16 protein-coding genes and 1 riboswitch are annotated in these 17,498 nt (G+C 63.1%); of the genes, 7 read left to right on the top strand and 9 right to left on the bottom strand.

Annotated elements, in window-relative coordinates:
- Positions 1–32 precede the first annotated feature (32 nt).
- Positions 33–1,409 (bottom strand): tRNA (N6-isopentenyl adenosine(37)-C2)-methylthiotransferase MiaB, encoded by a 1,377-nt coding sequence (gene miaB, locus BX592_RS04825; RefSeq protein WP_134190525.1) that lies wholly within the window; start codon positions 1,407–1,409, stop codon positions 33–35.
- A 270-nt stretch (positions 1,410–1,679) separates the two neighbouring features.
- Positions 1,680–2,651 carry a LysR family transcriptional regulator gene (locus tag BX592_RS04820; protein ID WP_134190524.1) on the bottom strand — a complete coding sequence of 324 codons (972 nt, stop codon included), beginning with the start codon at positions 2,649–2,651 and terminating at the stop codon, positions 1,680–1,682.
- 109 nt (positions 2,652–2,760) lie between these two features.
- Here BX592_RS04820 and BX592_RS04815 point away from each other — a divergent pair, with 109 nt between their 5' ends.
- From BX592_RS04815 to ribB, 4 genes are all read left to right on the top strand, one after another.
- Complete coding sequence (locus BX592_RS04815; protein WP_134190523.1) at positions 2,761–3,165, top strand: VOC family protein; 405 nt, start codon at positions 2,761–2,763, stop codon at positions 3,163–3,165.
- Positions 3,166–3,210: 45 nt separating this feature from the next.
- A complete protein-coding gene (locus BX592_RS04810) occupies positions 3,211–4,386 on the top strand; it encodes an MFS transporter (protein WP_134190522.1) in 1,176 nt (391 codons plus the stop codon).
- Positions 4,387–4,547: 161 nt separating this feature from the next.
- Positions 4,548–5,243, top strand: coding sequence for a helix-turn-helix domain-containing protein (locus BX592_RS04805; protein WP_134190521.1), 696 nt, complete (start codon positions 4,548–4,550; stop codon positions 5,241–5,243).
- Between the two features lie 99 nt (positions 5,244–5,342).
- Positions 5,343–5,543, top strand: a riboswitch (FMN riboswitch).
- A 138-nt stretch (positions 5,544–5,681) separates the two neighbouring features.
- A complete protein-coding gene (gene ribB / locus BX592_RS04800) occupies positions 5,682–6,443 on the top strand; it encodes a 3,4-dihydroxy-2-butanone-4-phosphate synthase (RefSeq protein ID WP_134190520.1) in 762 nt (253 codons plus the stop codon).
- 34 nt (positions 6,444–6,477) lie between these two features.
- Here the strand turns inward: ribB and BX592_RS04795 are convergent, their stop codons facing one another.
- The 3 genes from BX592_RS04795 to glpD form a co-directional block, all read right to left on the bottom strand.
- Entirely contained in the window at positions 6,478–7,164 is a 687-nt protein-coding gene (locus tag BX592_RS04795) for an HAD family hydrolase (RefSeq protein WP_134190519.1), read from the bottom strand.
- 192 nt (positions 7,165–7,356) lie between these two features.
- Positions 7,357–8,859 (bottom strand): glycerol kinase GlpK, encoded by a 1,503-nt coding sequence (gene glpK / locus BX592_RS04790; RefSeq protein WP_134190518.1) that lies wholly within the window; start codon positions 8,857–8,859, stop codon positions 7,357–7,359.
- 102 nt (positions 8,860–8,961) lie between these two features.
- Positions 8,962–10,530, bottom strand: a complete 1,569-nt coding sequence (gene glpD / locus BX592_RS04785; RefSeq protein WP_425021305.1) for a glycerol-3-phosphate dehydrogenase — start codon at positions 10,528–10,530, stop codon at positions 8,962–8,964.
- Positions 10,531–10,843: 313 nt separating this feature from the next.
- Here glpD and BX592_RS04780 point away from each other — a divergent pair, with 313 nt between their 5' ends.
- Positions 10,844–11,218, top strand: coding sequence for a hypothetical protein (locus BX592_RS04780; RefSeq protein ID WP_208327849.1), 375 nt, complete (start codon positions 10,844–10,846; stop codon positions 11,216–11,218).
- Between the two features lie 177 nt (positions 11,219–11,395).
- Here BX592_RS04780 and BX592_RS04775 read toward each other — a convergent pair whose 3' ends face one another.
- The gene (locus BX592_RS04775; RefSeq protein ID WP_134190516.1) at positions 11,396–11,593 is read right to left on the bottom strand and encodes a hypothetical protein; all 198 of its coding nucleotides are present in this window, start codon (positions 11,591–11,593) and stop codon (positions 11,396–11,398) included.
- Positions 11,594–11,944: 351 nt separating this feature from the next.
- Positions 11,945–12,724 (bottom strand): DeoR/GlpR family DNA-binding transcription regulator, encoded by a 780-nt coding sequence (locus BX592_RS04770; protein WP_134190515.1) that lies wholly within the window; start codon positions 12,722–12,724, stop codon positions 11,945–11,947.
- Positions 12,725–13,184: 460 nt separating this feature from the next.
- Between BX592_RS04770 and BX592_RS04765 the strand changes: the two genes are divergently transcribed.
- Positions 13,185–14,012: a ferritin-like domain-containing protein gene (locus BX592_RS04765; protein ID WP_134190514.1), complete on the top strand. Its 828-nt coding sequence runs from the start codon at positions 13,185–13,187 to the stop codon at positions 14,010–14,012.
- 228 nt (positions 14,013–14,240) lie between these two features.
- Positions 14,241–14,771, top strand: a complete 531-nt coding sequence (locus tag BX592_RS04760; RefSeq protein ID WP_134190513.1) for a hypothetical protein — start codon at positions 14,241–14,243, stop codon at positions 14,769–14,771.
- Positions 14,772–14,905: 134 nt separating this feature from the next.
- Here BX592_RS04760 and BX592_RS04755 read toward each other — a convergent pair whose 3' ends face one another.
- Both BX592_RS04755 and trhA read right to left on the bottom strand, forming a co-directional pair.
- Positions 14,906–16,552, bottom strand: a complete 1,647-nt coding sequence (locus BX592_RS04755) for a DEAD/DEAH box helicase (RefSeq protein WP_134190512.1) — start codon at positions 16,550–16,552, stop codon at positions 14,906–14,908.
- A 192-nt stretch (positions 16,553–16,744) separates the two neighbouring features.
- Positions 16,745–17,365, bottom strand: coding sequence for a PAQR family membrane homeostasis protein TrhA (gene trhA, locus BX592_RS04750; RefSeq protein ID WP_134190511.1), 621 nt, complete (start codon positions 17,363–17,365; stop codon positions 16,745–16,747).
- Positions 17,366–17,498: the final 133 nt, after the last annotated feature.

Genomic DNA, 17,498 nt, shown 5'->3' with positions numbered 1-17,498 from the left:
CGGTGCGCGACGTGCGTTTCGTGTGCCGTCGCTCAGTGAGTGGTCTCGGGGACGTCCTCGTGCGTGAGCACGAGTTCGCCACGCAACGAATGTGGGTACGCGCGGACGATTTTCACGTCGATCATCTGGCCGATCAGCCGCGCATGCGATTCGAGCGGCGCCGGGAAGTTCACGACGCGATTGTTCGCCGTGCGGCCCGCGAGCTCGGTGGTCGGGTCCTTGCGCGCTGGCCGTTCGACCAGAATGCGCTCGACGTTGCCGACCATCGCGTCGCTGATGCGCGCCACATTCGCTTCGATGGTCGCCTGCAAATGTTGCAGCCGTTGCAGCTTCACTTCACGCGGCGTGTCGTCGTGCAGATTCGCGGCCGGCGTGCCGGGGCGCGGGCTGTAAATAAACGAGAAGCTGGTGTCGTAGCTCATCTCGTGCACGAGCGCCATCGTCTTCGCGAAATCGTCTTCCGTCTCGCCGGGGAAGCCGACGATGATGTCGGTCGACAGCGACAGGTCCGGACGGATCGCGCGCAGCCGGCGAATCACCGACTTGTACTCGAGCACCGTGTAGCCGCGCTTCATTGCCATCAGGATGCGGTCGGAGCCATGCTGCACCGGCAGATGCAGGTGGCTGACGAGTTTCGGTACCTTCGCGTAGGTATCGATCAGCCTCTGCGTGAATTCCTTCGGATGCGAAGTGGTGTAGCGGATGCGCTCGATGCCCGGCACGTCGGCGACGTATTCGATCAGCGTCGCGAAGTCCGCGATGTCGGATGCGCCGGCGGTCAGCGCGCCGCGGTAGGCGTTCACGTTCTGGCCGAGCAGCGTCACTTCGCGCACGCCCTGGTCGGCGAGGCCCGCGATTTCGGTCAGCACGTCGTCGAGCGGACGCGATACTTCTTCGCCGCGTGTGTAGGGCACCACGCAGTAGCTGCAGTACTTGCTGCAGCCTTCCATGATCGACACGAACGCGCTCGGCCCATCGACGCGCGCCGGCGGCAGATGGTCGAACTTTTCGATTTCGGGGAACGTGATATCGACTTGCGGACGGCCACTCGCGCGGCGTGCGTCGATCATCTGCGGCAGGCGGTGCAGCGTCTGCGGCCCGAACACCAGATCGACATACGGCGCGCGCGACACGATCGACGCGCCTTCCTGGCTCGCGACGCAGCCGCCGACGCCGATCAGCAGATTCGGGTTCGCTTCTTTCAGTTCGCGCACGCGGCCGAGGTCGGAGAAGACCTTTTCCTGCGCCTTTTCGCGCACCGAGCAGGTATTGAACAGAATGACGTCCGCGTCTTCCGGCGTGTCGGTTTTCACGAGGCCCTCAGCGGCGCCGAGCACGTCGACCATCTTGTCGGAGTCGTACTCGTTCATCTGGCAGCCGAAGGTCTTTACATAAACTTTCTTGGTCATCTAGGTTCGCCGTTCGCAGTGGTTGACCTGGGGGCGTCATTCAATTCGATGTGGGGCGCAAACAATAAACGCGGCCAGCGTCGCCAACGTGACCCGTTGCAGCGGTCGGCTTCGGTGGCCAGATGCGGTGGCCAGAAACGGTAGCCGATCGGGTCATACGCGCCCAAATGCATGCGGCCGCGCGCGGGCGGCCATTCGGGTACGCATCTGGGTGCGCGCGTTTGGGCGCAGCTTGGGGCTGTTTGCGGTGTAGTCCGATATTATAGCCTTTCACCGCGCGTCTTTTCTGACGTCGCCCGTGACCGGGGCGATCTCCGGATATCCGCAGCGGGCTTCGAGTTCGGCCAGCGTGCGCGTAAAGCGCTCAGCGAGAAAATCGAGCAGTACCCGAACTCGCGGCGCCATAAAGCGGTTCCGGTGGTAGAGCGCGTGCAGCGGCGCATCCGGGTAGCGCCAGCCGGGCAGCAGCACGCGCAGGCCGTCCGAGCGGAGGTCTGCCTCCACATCCCACATCGATTTCACGACAATCCCGTAGCCGCGCAGCGCCCATTCGCGCGCCACCGCGCCATCGTTGGTCTCGCGCGCGGTATCGAGCGGCACCGTGTACACCTCGAGTTCATTGCCGCGCGTAAAGCGCCATTCGTTGACCGGGCCGGACGCAGTGGACAGCACGATGCAGTGAAAGCGCGCAAGGTCGCGCGGATGCTCGGGCAGGCCGTGCCGCCCGATGTATTCAGGGGACGCGCAAACCACGCGCGGATTCGGCGCGAGCGGCCGCGCGACGAACGAACTGTCGGCTGGCACGCCGAAGCGGATCGCCAGATCGATTTCATCCAGCACCAGATTCGACAGCGCATCGGACAGCGTCAGGCCGAACGTCACTTCCGGATACAGCGCATTGAATTCGTCGAGCCAGTGCATTAGCAGGTTGCGGCCGAAATCCGATGTCGCCGAAATGCGCACCTTGCCGCGCACCGTGTTCTGCCCCGCTTGCAGCGCGGTTTGCGCATCGTCGAGTGCGCTCAGCGCCTGGCGGCTGCCCTGCAGGAATACGCGGCCTTCTTCTGTGAGGCGCAACTGGCGAGTCGTGCGTTCGAACAGGCGCGCTTTCAGACCACTTTCGAGTTTCGCGAGGCGCGCGCTGGCCGCCGCCGGCGTCAGGCCCAGCTTGCGGCCCGCTGCGGACAGGCTGCCGAGTTGAGCGGCCTCGACGAAGAGCCGGATATCACCGAGATTGTCCATTGCTGTCACTTTCAAAAAACGCTTGAAAATCCTTCAAATGCTACGTCAATTCTCAAAACTCCGCTCTCCGGTGAGAATGCGCGCATTGGTGAAAACCCTGGAGGCGGCAATGCATCTCGACCACGCAACCATCGTCACGCCGGACCTCGACGCGGCGCGCCGCTTTTTCGTCGACATCGCAGGCCTCGCTGATGGCGCGCGGCCGCCGTTTCGGGTCGGCGGTGCGTGGCTGTATGCGCAAGGGCGGGCGGTGATCCATCTGGTCGACGCGACTTTCCCAGGCGTTGCGGCAAACGACGCCTCGCCCGGCCGGGTCGCGCCGCGCATCGACCATATTGCGTTGCGCGTCGACAGCGGCGACGCGTGGCGCGCGCTGATCGCGCGCATGGACGCGGCCGGCGTCGGCTATCAATGCGCCGATGTGCCGCTGACTCGCGAAGTCCAACTGTTTGTCGCGCTTGCCCCGGGCGTCGTCATCGAATTCGTAACGGCCGCGGAGAACGCGTCTTCGTGACGCGTCACACGGTTCTGCCTGCATCAATTTCTGGAGCAACCCGAAATGCCTATTCCACTGTTGGCGCTGGCGATCAGCGCATTTGCGATCGGCACGACCGAGTTCGTGATCATGGGGCTGCTGCCCGAAGTCGCGAACGACCTCGCGGTGTCGCTGCCGTCCGCCGGTTTGCTGGTGAGCGGCTATGCGCTGGGCGTCGCGGTCGGCGCGCCGCTGCTCGCGGTCCTCACTAGCCGCATGCCGCGCAAGCTCGCATTGCAACTGCTGATGGCCGTATTTATCGTCGGCAACGTGCTGTGCGCGGTCGCGCCCAGCTACGGTCTGCTGATGGTTGCGCGCGTGGTTACGTCGTTCGCGCATGGATCGTTCTTCGGCATCGGCGCGGTGGTGGCCGCGTCGCTGGTGCCGCAGGAAAAGCGCGCAAGCGCAATCGCGCTGATGTTCACCGGTCTGACGCTCGCCAATGTGCTCGGCGTGCCGTTCGGTACGTTCATCGGCCAACAGTTCGGATGGCGCGTCGCGTTCTGGATCGTCAGTGGTCTCGGTGTGTTGTCGCTCGCGGGTGTTAGCGCGCTGGTGCCCAATCGCCACGACATCGCGCCGGCCAGTCTCGGTCATGAAGTGCGAGTGCTGCGAGAGCCGCAAGTGTGGCTTGCGCTCGCGATGACCGTACTCGGCTTTGGCGGTGTGTTCGTCGTGTTCACGTATATCGCGCCGATTCTCGAGCAGGTGAGCGGCTTCACTCCGCATGGCGTGACGCTGATGCTCGTGTTGTTCGGCGTTGGCTTGACGGTCGGCAACATGATCGGCGGCAAGCTCGCGGATCGGTCGCTTATGCCGTCGCTGATGGGCATTCTCGTGGTGCTGGCAGTCGTGATGGCGGTGTTCGCGCACACCAGTCACTCGCAGATCGCCGCCGCGGTGACCGTGTTCGTGTGGGGTATCGCCGCCTTTGCGACGGTGCCGCCGCTGCAGATGCGCGTCGTTGAAAAAGCGGCGGCCGCGCCGAATCTCGCGTCGACGCTGAATATCGGCGCATTCAATGTCGGTAATGCGATGGGTGCGTGGCTCGGTGGACTGACGATCGGTCACGGGTTCGGACTCGATGCGTTGCCGTGGGTTGCGGCGGTGGTCGCGGTGGCGGCGCTGGTGCTGACGTGGGTCGCGGCGCGCATCGATGCGCCTGCAACCATCGTGCAGCAGCGGGTGAAAGCGGGCTAACGGCAGCAGTAGGAGCGGCGGGCGAATACGCGCGGCCGCAATCGTGATATCGGTGTGACGATATCTTCGTTGGGCCGCGCGCGAGCCGATGCTAGTCTTGCCTCCACTCAGGCTTGCGCCGTTCTGTGCGGTTGTCGCGGCGGCGCGCAAGGAGGCCCATCATGCATTCCCCGCTCGCGCTGGTGCGCGATCCGGACACGGACGAAGCCGCTGTCGATGGATATGTCGCGTCCGACACAGTCGATGCGCTCGAGCAACTGGTCGGCGTGAATCTCGCGCGGTTGCGCGCAGAACGACAGTTGTCGCTCGACGCGCTGTCGCGATTGTCGGGCGTATCGCGCGCGATGCTCGCGCAGATCGAATCGGCACGCAGCGTGCCGTCAATCAAGGTGCTATGCAAGATTGCGGGCGCGCTGAAGGTGTCGGTGTCGGCGTTCTTGCGGCGTCACGCGCTGCACGGTTTCGAGCATTTGCCGGCCGAGCGCGCAGCGCGCTTGCTGACGTCGAATGGGCGCTTTGCAACACGTGCGCTCTACCCCGACGCCGAACCGGCTGCCGCCGAGTTTCACGAGTTGCGGATTGCGCCGCTTCATACCGAGCAAGGTGCGCGTCGCTTGCCGGGCACGACCGCGAACCTCGTGGTCAGCGAAGGGACGCTCGAAATCATCGTGCATGGGCGGCGCCAATTGCTTGCGACCGGCGACGCGATCATGTTCGATGCGGATCAGCCCCATACGCTGCGCAATCCTGGCGATACGGAGGCGCGTGCGTTTCGCGTGATCGTGAATCCGGAGACGCCGCCGCGCTGGGCTCTGGCTGCCCCGGCGGGGTCTGCTGCCGCGGTTCGGTCGCAGTAATCCGCGAGGTCGATCGCGCGGTTGCTGGAATAAACCGCCGAGCGAAATATCGATCGTTGTTGTATGCTTTGCCCGCCGGAAATTTCGTTCCGGCAATCAGTACGTCTTCAGGGCGGGGTGAAATTCCCCACCGGCGGTATGCAGCGGCGGCGCGCGATCAACTGTGCAAGTGCGTGTCGGCCTGCGAGCCCGCGAGCGCTCGCGCGCAGGTGCGTTCGGTTGTTCGAACCACGCGCGAGGTCAGCAGATCTGGTGCGATGCCAGAGCCGACGGTCATAGTCCGGATGGAAGAAGATGTGCAGATAGTCATCTGTTCGTCCTTGCCGCGCCGCTCGTCATGATGCGGGGCGCGCCCGTTGCGGCGCGCCGCGGGATGCGTTTGTCTGTTTGCAATGCCCTGAAACGTTTTTCGCCCAACTTTTGCGAGGAGCGTTTCATATGTCCTTCACTGCTGCTGTCACGCCTGCTGTTTCCCCGTCTGCCTTCGTTGCACGCTTTCCCGAGCCCACGGTTCGCGCGGACGATGCGCTCGCCGATCTTCCGCTGCCCGACGCCGACGCGATTCCGCCGCGCATCGCCGCCGCGCTGCAGGCGCTGCGCGATGGCCGCGCGGTCGTGCTGCAGGACGATCACGACCGCGAGAACGAAGCCGATCTGATCGTCTCCGCCGAGCGCCTGACCGAAGCGATGATGGCGCTGCTGATTCGCGAATGCAGCGGCATTGTGTGCCTGTGTCTGCCCGACGAGCGGATTCGCGCGCTCGAACTGCCGCCGATGACGTCGAACAACGAAAGCCGCAACGGCACCGCGTTTACCGTGTCGATCGAAGCACGCGATGGCGTGTCGACGGGCGTATCGGCAGCCGACCGGTTGACGACGATTCGCGCGGCGATCGCCGATCATGCGAAGCCCGCCGATATCGTGCGACCGGGCCATGTGTTCCCGCTGCGTGCGATGCCGGGCGGCGTGCTTGCGCGGCGCGGCCATACCGAAGGTACGGTCGATCTGGTGACGCTCGCGGGCCTCAAGCCGGCCGGCGTGCTGTGCGAACTGATGAATCCGGACGGCACGATGATGCGTGGCGCCGACGTCGAGCGGTTTGCCGCTCAGCACGCGATGCCGATGCTGACGATTGCCGAACTGGTCGAGTTTCGCGCGGCGCTTGCGGCGGCTCGCGAATTGTCTACGGAAGCGGCGTAGCGGGTGGCGCGCGGCGGTTGTGCCGAGCCGCGCGTTACGACTGCACGTCGCCGAATGCGCCTTGCGTGCCGGCTTCGACGAGCGCCGGCAACTCGCTCATGTGCTGCATGATCCGGGTGATACCCATATTGCGCAGAACGTCCGCGTAGCCGTCCGGGATATGGCTCGCACCGACGAACGCGATGGTCTTCATGCCGGCCGCGCGTGCCGCGTTGAGGCCCGACACGCTATCTTCGATCACGATGCAGCGTGCGGGCTCCACGCCGAGTTGCTGCGCTGCGAACAGGTAGACGTCCGGAAACGGCTTGGGCCGCGCGACCTGTTCAGCGCTAAATACCCGGTCCGCGAAGACTTCGGTGAGGCCCGCGCGCTGCAGCGATGCGCTGACCCGTGCGAGCCGGCTATTCGACACCACCGCCGCCGGCAGCGTCACGCGGTGCAGCGCATCGCGCACGCCGCTGATCGCAGCAAGCGAGCTCGCCAATTCCGCTTCGACATTGCGATCGACGGTCTGCACGAAGTTCGGCGGCAACCTGATGCCGAAGGTCGTCTCGACGCTTTCGAGAAAACGCGACGTCTTTTGACCGAATGCGGTTTTCATGATCGCGTCGAACGAAAGGTCCGGATACATCCCGGAGAGCGTACTGTGCATCACCCGATCGGCGATGACTTCGCTGTCGACGAGCACGCCGTCGCAGTCACAGATGAGGTGGTCGATCATAGGGAACACTGAGGAGCGGGGACTGGCGCGTGCATACAGCTTCGAACGCTGGCGGAAAGCGACATGATACGCGGTGCGGCGGCGTCACGAGTTGATGGCGCTGCCGCGCTTGCGGCGCGAAGGCTTCGCGCGAACCGCGCGCCTGGCGAACGCGCGTGTTGCTCGCGGTGACGCGCACGCACCCGGTGTGCGTCAGTGCGTATCGTCTGCCCACGCCTTTGCGGCACGTACCGCGCGCTGCCAGCCGGCGAGACACTGATCGACCTGCTGTCGCGCCATCGTCGGCGAAAAGCGGTGCTCGAGCTGCCACTGGCTTTGCAGCGCATCGATGTCCTTCCAGTAACCGACTGCCAGTCCGGCCAGATACGCGGCGCCGAGCGCCGTCGTTTCGCTGACGCGCGGGCGCACCGCATCGACGCCGACCAGATCGGCCTGAAACTGCATCAGCAGATTGTTCGCGCATGCGCCACCGTCGACTCGCAGTTCGTGCACGCGCATGCCGGAGTCGGCTTCCATCGCTTTCAGCACATCGAGCGATTGATACGCGATCGCATCGAGTGCGGCGCGCGCGATATGCGCGGACGTCGTGCCGCGCGTGACGCCGAACAGCGTGCCGCGTGCACGCGCGTTCCAGTGCGGCGCGCCGAGCCCGGCGAACGCGGGCACCAGGTAGACGCCGTCGCTATGCGCGACCGTGCGCGCAAGCGCCTCGATTTCCGCCGCGCTGCGAATCAGGCCGAGTCCGTCGCGCAGCCATTGCACGACCGCGCCCGCGATAAAGATGCTGCCTTCGAGCGCATAGTCGATGCGATTGCCGATCTGCCACGCGATGGTCGTGACGAGGTTGTTCTTCGATTCGATCGGTTGGTTGCCGGTGTTCATCACAAGAAAGCAGCCGGTGCCATAGGTGTTCTTCACCATCCCCGATTGCGTGCAGAGCTGGCCGAAGAGCGCCGCGTGCTGATCGCCGGCGATACCGGCGAGCGGAATGTTCGAGGCGAATACGGTGGATTGCGCGGGCCCGTACACGTCCGACGACGGGCGCACTTCAGGCAGCATGCTGCGCGGAATATCGAGTGCCGCGAGGAGTTCGTCGTCCCATTGCAGCGTATGGATGTTGAACAGCATCGTGCGCGACGCGTTCGTCACGTCGGTGATATGCAGGCTGCCCTTTGTGAAGTTCCACACGAGCCAGCTATCGACGGTGCCGAACGCGAGCTTGCCTTGCCGCGCCTTTTCGCGCGCGCCTTCGACGTTATCGAGAATCCAGCGGATTTTCGTCGCGGAGAAATATGAATCGATCGGCAAGCCGGTTTTCGCGCGTACGGTTTCTTCAAGCCGTTGCGCTTTCAACTGGTCGCAGAAATCGGCGGTACGGCGGTCCTGCCAGACGATCGCGTTGTACACCGGCTGGCCCGTGTCACGGTCCCAGACAACCGTCGTTTCGCGCTGGTTCGTGATGCCGATCGCCGCGATCGATGAGCTACCGATGCCCGCACGCGTCACCGCTTCGGCGGCGACGCCCGCCTGGGTCGACCAGATCTCGTGCGGATCATGCTCGACCCAGCCCGGCTGTGGATAAATCTGCTCGAATTCTTTTTGCGCGCTCGACACGACATTGCCATTGCGGTCGAACAGCATCGCGCGTGAGCTCGTCGTTCCCTGATCGAGCGCAAGGATGTATTGATCCGGCATGGGTGTCTGCTCCGTGTCTTTGTAGGTGTCGGCGATCGCGGCCGCGCGGTTCGCGGATTCGCGCGCCTGATTGTTGCACGCGTGCCGTCTACTGTGGCGCGCTTATATCTGTTGTGCGGGCGTCTTGCGCGCAAACCACGCGTCGATGTCGCGTGAGACGGTATCGAGCGTGCCCGGTTCGACATGCAGGCCGAGCTTTGTGCGGCGCCACAGCACATCGTAGGCGCTACGCGCCCATTCGACCTCGCGTAGATAACGAAGCTCGGCTTCGTAGAGGTCAGGCGTGAATGCGTGCCCGAGCTCCGCGAGCGAACGCGCTTCACCAACCACACGCGCGGCCCGTGTGCCGTATGCGCGCGCGTACCGACGCGCGAGCCGAGCGGGCAGCCACGGGTGTTGCTGTTCGAACTGCGCGGCAAAGGCCGCGAAATCGGCATGCGCGATATTGCCGCCCGGCAGCGGTGCACCGGCTGTCCACGCCGGCACCGGCGCACCCAGTGCGCGCGTGATTTTGTCGAGCGCTTCTTCGGCAAGCTTGCGAAACGTCGTGATCTTGCCGCCGAACACCGATAGCAGCGGCGCTGCGCCGTCGGGGTGGTCCAGTTCGAGCCGGTAGTCGCGTGTCACCGCCGAAGGGTTATCCGCGTTTTCGTCTTCGAGCAAGGGCCGTACACCCGAGTATGACCACACCACGTCGCGCGGCGAGATCGGCTGCTTGAAATAGCGGTTGATCGAGTCGCACAGGTATTGCGTTTCTTCCGCGGTAATCGTGACGCGAGACGGATCGCCGTGGTATTCGATATCGGTTGTGCCGATCAGCGTGAAATCGCGCTCGTACGGGATCGCGAAGATGATCCGCTTGTCGGGATTCTGAAAAATATACGCGTGGTCGTGCTCGAACAGGCGCCGCGTGACGATATGACTGCCTTTGACGAGCCGCACCGCGTAGCTCGGCTTGTGGTTCGCGCTGTCGTTCGGATGGTTCGACGGATCGTCTCGTTGAGCGTCGTGCATTGCCTGGGTCGTATTCGACCCGATCGCATCGCGCAATAGCTCGCCGACCCATGGCCCCGCTGCATTCGCCATCGCGCGCGCGTGCACGTCGAACGCTGTGCCGTCCGCCTGTATCAACCGCGCGCGCCAAAGACCGTTCGCGCGCGTCGCGCTGGCGAGCTTCGTGCGGGTCATCACGCGAGCGCCATGCTCGCTTGCGTCGAGCGCATTAAGCACGACTAGCCTCGCGTCGTCGACCCAGCCATCGGAATAGACAAAGCCGCGGGTGATCGACGAGACGAGCGGCGCGCCAGCCGAATGCGTGTGCAGATCGATGCCACGCGAACCAGGCAGCAACTCGCGACGTGCGAGGTGATCGTACAGAAACAGTCCGGCGCGGATCAGCCATGCGGGCCGCAGGTTCGGCATATGCGGCATTACGAAGCGCAGCGGCCACATGATGTGCGGCGCGGCGCGCAACAGCGTTTCTCGTTCCTGTAACGCCTTGCGTACGAGTGAGAACTCGCGGTACTCGAGATAGCGCAAGCCGCCGTGGATCAGCTTGGTGCTGGCCGATGACGTATGCGCGGCGAGATCGTGCTGTTCGCACAGCAGCACCGACAGCCCGCGTCCGGCCGCGTCGCGTGCAATGCCCGCGCCGTTGATGCCGCCGCCCACGACGAGCAGATCGAAAGGGGAGTCTTGCGCCACCGTGAGCCCTCGTTCTTGTGAAATGAACCCGCCCGGAGAAAGCTTCCCGAAAACTTGGTGTTCGTTTTCGAACTTTAACGAGCGAATTCGAAAAAGTAAAGTTCGAACGGCGTCAGGCGTGGGCGATGCGATGCGATAGGGGCGAGGCCGTATTTACTGCGCATCGGACAGCAGTTGCCGTGCAGTGGCTGCACGCTTGCCGCGCATTTGCCGGACTGGTGGCGCGCTGCGCCGCACCGGACGATACTCATGTCACCAGCCATTTCGAGGTGAACAGAACATGCGTGGAATCTGGATGATCGGGGCCGCGACACTCGTCGCGGGTTGTGTGAGCACGCCCAGCCTGACCGGCACCAGGGGTGCGCCGTCGTTCGAAGCGTTGCAGCAGATGTGCGGTCCGCAAACGGTCGACTACGGGCAGGACGCGCAGTCGGTCTACGTGGCGTTTTTTGACGCGTTTGTCGCGTATCGGCGCGGCCGGCTGACGCAGGACAATTTCTGCGGATTTCAGCAGTCGATCGCGAAGCAGTACACCCAATACGGTACGAGTAGCGACCCGGAATTGCGCAATCGCTGGGTAGCGTTTTTCAACGAACAGCGGGCGCTAGCGATTACCTGGCGTTCGGCAGTCGATCCGACGCTGCGCAGCGGCTAAGCCAGGCGGGATCGTCGGGTTCGACAGAAGAACAGGCATAAGAAAACGGTCAGGCGAGCAGACCGGAAACCCGGCGCCGCGTGACCGTCCGCGAACCCGTGCGCTCGCATGTCCGTTGCGGACACGCTCACCGATTCAATACGTGATGCCCGGCAATGCATGCCGGGCAGGGGTGAATTACGACAATCGCTTGATGGCTCTGAGTGCGGAATCGCCGCTCTCGGTGACGCGCCATTGCTGCCGGCCCGACGCGAGTCGTTCGAGTTGGACGAGCTGCCGTTCGAGCAGCGCGTCAAGCTCCTGGCGCTGCATGTCGACCTGGTTCGGTGCGTCCTTCACGAGCAACAATGTGGCGAATTCATGCGGACTCAGCATCGTTTCTCTCCATTCCACGCATACTCGGGCTGCCTTCGCGCGATTCTGTCAGGCGGTGCTGACAGCGGGGCGATCCTTATGGGATCAGGCATGAGGTTCAGCTTTCGTCGCCGTCGCGCTCGATAAGCACGTCGGGGAACTGGAGTTTAGTCAACTACCGCACGAACGCCAAATCGGCCCCAGTAAATTTTCCATTTGACAGCGGCGAGCCCTCCAGGCGGTCTGAGCCAGCCGTCGACTTCACGACTTCACTGCAGGTTTCGCGTGCATCGCAGCATGCTTCGATGTGCGGCGCAATATGCGGCCCCGTTAAATTTTGCTTTCGTCCGCTTTCACTTCGACGCACGCGCGTTACTCGGCGATGAACACCTGCGTGCCGGATGTGGCAATCGTTTCGGCCATTCCGGCGGGGGGCGGCGCATCGGTAAAGAGCGAATCGATCTGGTTCAGATGGCCTTGACGTACGAGAGCCGGCCGGCCGAACTTCGAGTGATCGGCAGCGAGAAACACGGTGCGCGAATGCTCGATGATCGCTTCGGCGACGCGCACTTCGCGCGTATCGAAGTCGCGTAGCGTGCCGTCGGTCTCGATGCTCGACGTGCCGATGATCGCGAAGTCCACCTTGAACTGCCGGATAAAGTCGATCGCCAGTTCGCCGACGATGCCCTTATCCCACGGTCGCACGATGCCGCCCGTCACCAGCACCTCGCAATCCGGATAGCCGCTCATCATGCTCGCGACATTCAGATTGTTGGTGATCACATGCAGCCCGCGATGGCGGTTCAATGCGCGCGCAACTTCCTCGGTGGTCGTGCCCAGGTTGATGAAGAGCGACGCCTGATCGGGGATATGTGTCGCGACGAGTGCTGCGATGCGGCGCTTCTCGTCATGGAACATCCGTTGTCGTGCGCTGTACGACACATTCTCGGAACTGGTGGGCAGGCTCGCGCCGCCGTGATAGCGGCGCAGCAAATTGATGTCGGCGAGCCAGTTGACGTCGCGCCGGATGGTTTGCGGCGTCACGTCGAAGTGGGCGGCAAGATCGTCCACCGTCACGAAGCCGTCGCGCTGCACCCATTCGAGTAGTTCCTGTTGGCGTGCGTTCAGCGTGAGGCGCGGGTCTCGGGTCATGGCTTGGCGGTCGGTCCGCGCGGTGGCGCGCGGCGGGCAAGGGTTGGCTTGCGCGTATTGTAAGGCGTCCGCTCGATGAGCCCTGCGAGGCGCCCGTCAACGCGCATACGAATGTCAATCCGCATGGGCTTGCGAGGTCTTCATACACGCGCTGTCTCTTACCGCCTGTTACATCGCTGACCCGCGTCCAGCAAGCATGCGCGTTGCACATCGCGCGCATGGCATCGCGCCTTGCCCGATCGCGTCATTTGTCACAGGAACCTGGGATAGCTCGGCATGGTCTGTGCTCGGGTGTTCCTGCACTTTTGCGAATCAGCGGCTAAGATGAAAGGTAAAGACCAATTCGTTAACATCGGGCTGTCGTGCATTTTGGGAGAAAAGCGCGAGATTACCGGTCAGAGCGCTCGGGTTTTGGGCATGCTTCGTTCAACGAGCCGATCCAGTTTTGGGAGCACTACACATGCACACTAAAGCGATCCACGAAATGCCCTGGCGAATCGAAGATATCGATCTGAGCCGAATCGACCGTCCGCGCGCTGTCGCCAACGAGGATCTGCTGCTGTTGTTGTGCGCGTCTTCTTTTATTGAAAGCGGTACAGACCTCTATACAAGGAACCTCAGCACGTTTTTTAACGACGACCCTGAGGTGTCCGCATGGCTCAACACCGAATGGGAGCCGGAGGAACTGCAGCATGGGCGCGCGCTAAAAACCTACATCGCGCACGTGTGGCCCGAGTTCGACTGGGACACCGCGTTTCACAATTTCTTCGATGAATATTCGAAGACCTGCAGCGTCGAGGAGTTCGAGAAAACGCGTGCGCTCGAGATGGTCGCGCGCTGCGTGGTCGAGACCGGCACGGCGACGCTTTATCGGGCGATCAGCACCTGTTCGGACGAACCGGTGCTCAAGCAGATCACCGACAACATCCGTACCGACGAGGTTCGGCACTACAAGCACTTTTTCAAATTCTTTAAAAAGTACAACAGGATCGAAGGCAATGGCCGGCTCGCGGTGCTCGGCGCATTGCTGCGCCGGGTCATGGAGATCAAGAACGAAGACTCTGAAATTGCGCTGCGGCATGTGTTTGCGATCCGCTATCCGGAGCGGGTCGCGGACCCGGCCTATAACAAGGAGCTCTCCGCGCGCGTGAACAAGCTCGTGCGTCGCAACCTGTCAGCGGAAATGTGTGTGAAGATGCTGCTGAAGCCACTCGATCTGCCGGCGAAAATTCAGCCCGGTGTGCACTATCCGCTCGAGAAAATCGCGCAGCATGTGTTCTTTCGATAAGCGCCGCGGACAGACTTTTTGACGTTTTGCTGCGTCGTAGGGTGACTGTGACCGTGACTGCGCTCGTGCGTCACGCACTGTATCGGTAAGCGATCGATAAGCGCCCATGTGCTACCGGACAGATCAGAATGGCCCGCATCTGGCGGGCCATTTGCTTATGTGGCGACCCTGAATCGTACGCATCCGATGTGGCGCAGCGGCCGCATCGACCATCGATGGAGATATTTAATGACCGATTCCGCGGCCGGCAAACCCACGCTTGAACAGCAGTTATTCGATCAATGGCCCGACGGCCTGCGCGCGCTATTCGACGGTACGTCGCTCGTGTCCAAAATCGGTTTCACGGCTTCGCTGCTGACGACCGACACGATTGGCCATCTGCGAACGTCTCTGCTCGGAATCGGCGAGCTTTACGCGCCGGATTCGCGAAGTCTTTGCATCGCGCTGTGGCCACAAGCCCGTTGCGCACGAGCGCTAGCGCAGAACCGGCGTGCCGCGCTTACGTTCGTATTCGACGATGCGTTCTATCAGGTGCAGCTGGAATTCGTGCCGCTGCCTGTTGATGATGACGCTCGCGACGCGTCGGCCGGGCTTGTATGTTTCCGTGGTTCGATCGATATGGGCGAAGCGCAGCGGGTGCGCTACGCGCGGCTCACGAGTGGCATTACGTTCGCACTCGAAGAAGGAAAGGACGCGACGCTCGAACGCTGGATGCAGCAGATCGACTATCTGAAGAGGGCGGCTGGGCGTTCGTCGTGAAGAGGGCAACCGGACGTTTCGTAGCAGTGATGCCCGGCGTCGTAGCCAATTTCGCGCGCTTCTAACCCTTCAGTCACCCTTCGGTGCCCTTCAAGTGCTTCTGGCGCGCTTCAGTCGCCACCCTCAGTTGCCCTTTAGTCGCCGCGCCGCGTATCGCGCGGCGGGTTCGGCCGCTTCGGCGCGTCGCTGCGCGGCTTGTTGCCGCCGAGCAGGGCGCCCGGATTGTTACCCGGCTTGCGCTGCGCATGCGCGGCGCCGTGATCGTGAGTACTCGAGCGCGGCTTCTCATGCGCGCGCGCTGCGTCGTGGCGCGGGCTGTCCTTGCGCGCTTGACCTTGCGCATTCGCGGGCCTTGCGCCTTGCGGTTTGGCCGGTTGCTGAGCATGCGTCTTGCCGCCGCCCGCGTGTTGCTGATTGCGCGGCTGACCCTGCTGCTGCTTTTGTTGCTGCTTCGGCTTCGCGCTTGCCTGCGAATTCGCCGCCGGTTTGCCCGATCGCGGCTGCTGTGGCCGCTGTTTCGAAGCCGCAGCGCTGTCGCGCTTCGGCGCGCCTTGCCGCTGACCCGCGTCGCGTGCTTCGCGCGGCTGACGCGCACCGCCACCCTGACCGCGTCGCTGAATCGGCTCGGGTCGTGCGTTCGGATCGGGCTCGAAGCCGGCAATCACTTCTTGCGGCACCGCGCGCTTGATCAGCTTCTCAATGTCCTTGAGCAATTGCAGCTCGTCGACGCAGACCAGCGACACCGCCTCACCGGTCGCGCCCGCGCGGCCGGTACGGCCAATCCGGTGCACGTAGTCTTCGGGCACGTTCGGCAAATCGAAATTGACCACATGCGGCAGCTGATCAATATCGATGCCGCGCGCGGCGATATCGGTCGCGACCAGCACCTGCAGCGTGCCTTCCTTGAACTCGCTGAGTGCGCGCGTGCGCGCCGACTGGCTCTTGTTCCCGTGAATGGCTAATGCGCTGATGCCGTCCTTCGTCAGCTGTTCGGCAAGGCGGTTCGCGCCATGCTTGGTGCGCGTGAACACCAGCACCTGGAACCAGTTGTGCTGCCGGATCAGATGCGTGAGCAGTTCGCGCTTGCGGTCGCGATCGACCGGGTACACCTTCTGCGCGACGGTTTCGGCCGTCGTGTTGCGCCGCGCGACTTCGATCAATGCGGGCGAGTTGAGCAGGCTGTCAGCGAGCGCCTTGATTTCATCGGAAAAGGTCGCGGAGAACAGCAGGTTCTGCCGCTTCGGCGGCAGCTTCGCGAGCACGCGCTTGATGTCGTGAATGAAGCCCATATCGAGCATGCGGTCCGCTTCATCGAGCACGAGTATCTCGATACGCGACAGATCGATGGTCTTCTGCTGCATGTGATCGAGCAGGCGCCCCGGCGTCGCGACGACGATATCGACGCCGCGCTTTAACGCATCGATTTGCGGATTGATGCCGACCCCGCCGAACATCACGGTCGACTTCACCGTCACATACCTGCTGTAAGCGCGAACGCTTTCCTCGACCTGCGCGGCGAGCTCGCGCGTCGGCGTGAGGATCAGCGCGCGAACCACGCGCTTCGCGTTCGCGGCAGACGACGCGTTGGTCGACAGCCGTTGCAGGATAGGCAGCGTGAAGCCGGCGGTCTTGCCGGTGCCGGTCTGCGCGCCGGCGAGCAGATCGCCGCCGTTCAGCACCGCGGGAATGGCTTGCAGCTGGATCGGAGTAGGAGACGTATAGCCGAGTTCGTGAACGGCGCGGACCAACGGTTCGGACAAGCCGAGAGAATCAAAAGACATAAGCTCTTCGTAATGCGGATGTGGCGAACGGGGGGACATACATTGGCCGGCTCATCCAGCGAGGCTCATCTTGCTGCCTCGCCGACGCCGTTCGCGTAAAAAATCGGCGGCACGCACGTTGCATGCCGAATGCTTCAACGCGCTAAGCAGACACGTCGACTGGCGTTAAGTTGCATTTATTGCAAGGGGTCATCATGCGACATAGCGCGCGACAGTGACGAACTGGCACAAACTGCCAGCGAGCACGAACAGGTGCCAGATACCATGTCCGTGCCGGATGCGCTCGTCGTTGATGAAGAAATAGATGCCAGCGCTGTAAATGATGCCGCCGGCGACGAGCCATACTGTGCCCGCTGCCGGCAATGCTTCGACCAGCGGACGGATGGCGACGAGCGCAAGCCATCCCATCAACACATACAGCACCATCGATACGCTGCGGGTGCGCCGCCCGAGCGTGAGTTCCTGCATGATGCCAAGCGCGGCCAAGCCCCAGCTGACGCCAAATAGCGACCAGCCCCACGGACCGCGCAACGTGACCAGCGTGAATGGCGTATAACTGCCCGCGATCATCAGGTAGATCGCCGCATGATCACACTTCTGCAGCACGCTCTTGACTCGCGGAGCACGCACGCTGTGATAGAGCGTCGAGATTGCGTACAACACGAACAGCATTGCGCCATAAACGCTAAGGCTGACCACCTTGTACGCATCGCCGTCGACGGCGCCGAGCGTCACGAGCGTCGCCAGCCCTGCCGCCGATAACAACGCGCCGACAAGGTGGGTGATGCAGTTCAGACGCTCGCCGATTGGCACGGCGTTCCTCCCCGAACACTCAAATGCAAACTGCTCGTTATGAGCTACCCAGCACGCGGCGGGCCAGCCCTTTATGGTTTAACGAAAACCAAAAACAAAGGGCGCGGCCCGCGAACTGGCCGCGCCCTGCTTG

This window comes from Paraburkholderia rhizosphaerae, assembly GCF_004366595.1.
In the GTDB taxonomy this organism is placed as follows: Bacteria; Pseudomonadota; Gammaproteobacteria; order Burkholderiales; family Burkholderiaceae; genus Paraburkholderia; species Paraburkholderia rhizosphaerae.
This window is presented reverse-complemented; position numbering and strand designations above follow the sequence as displayed.

Coding starts and splice junctions, on each gene's coding strand:
- miaB (WP_134190525.1), bottom strand. CDS start 1,409: ATGACCAAGAAAGTTTATGTAAAGACCTTCGGCTGCCAGATGAACGAG.
- BX592_RS04765 (WP_134190514.1), top strand. CDS start 13,185: ATGCACACTAAAGCGATCCACGAAATGCCCTGGCGAATCGAAGATATC.
- BX592_RS04810 (WP_134190522.1), top strand. CDS start 3,211: ATGCCTATTCCACTGTTGGCGCTGGCGATCAGCGCATTTGCGATCGGC.
- BX592_RS04820 (WP_134190524.1), bottom strand. CDS start 2,651: ATGGACAATCTCGGTGATATCCGGCTCTTCGTCGAGGCCGCTCAACTC.
- BX592_RS04770 (WP_134190515.1), bottom strand. CDS start 12,724: ATGACCCGAGACCCGCGCCTCACGCTGAACGCACGCCAACAGGAACTA.
- BX592_RS04815 (WP_134190523.1), top strand. CDS start 2,761: ATGCATCTCGACCACGCAACCATCGTCACGCCGGACCTCGACGCGGCG.
- BX592_RS04755 (WP_134190512.1), bottom strand. CDS start 16,552: ATGTCTTTTGATTCTCTCGGCTTGTCCGAACCGTTGGTCCGCGCCGTT.
- glpK (WP_134190518.1), bottom strand. CDS start 8,859: ATGCCGGATCAATACATCCTTGCGCTCGATCAGGGAACGACGAGCTCA.
- BX592_RS04805 (WP_134190521.1), top strand. CDS start 4,548: ATGCATTCCCCGCTCGCGCTGGTGCGCGATCCGGACACGGACGAAGCC.
- BX592_RS04760 (WP_134190513.1), top strand. CDS start 14,241: ATGACCGATTCCGCGGCCGGCAAACCCACGCTTGAACAGCAGTTATTC.
- BX592_RS04780 (WP_208327849.1), top strand. CDS start 10,844: ATGCGTGGAATCTGGATGATCGGGGCCGCGACACTCGTCGCGGGTTGT.
- ribB (WP_134190520.1), top strand. CDS start 5,682: ATGTCCTTCACTGCTGCTGTCACGCCTGCTGTTTCCCCGTCTGCCTTC.
- BX592_RS04775 (WP_134190516.1), bottom strand. CDS start 11,593: ATGCTGAGTCCGCATGAATTCGCCACATTGTTGCTCGTGAAGGACGCA.
- BX592_RS04795 (WP_134190519.1), bottom strand. CDS start 7,164: ATGATCGACCACCTCATCTGTGACTGCGACGGCGTGCTCGTCGACAGC.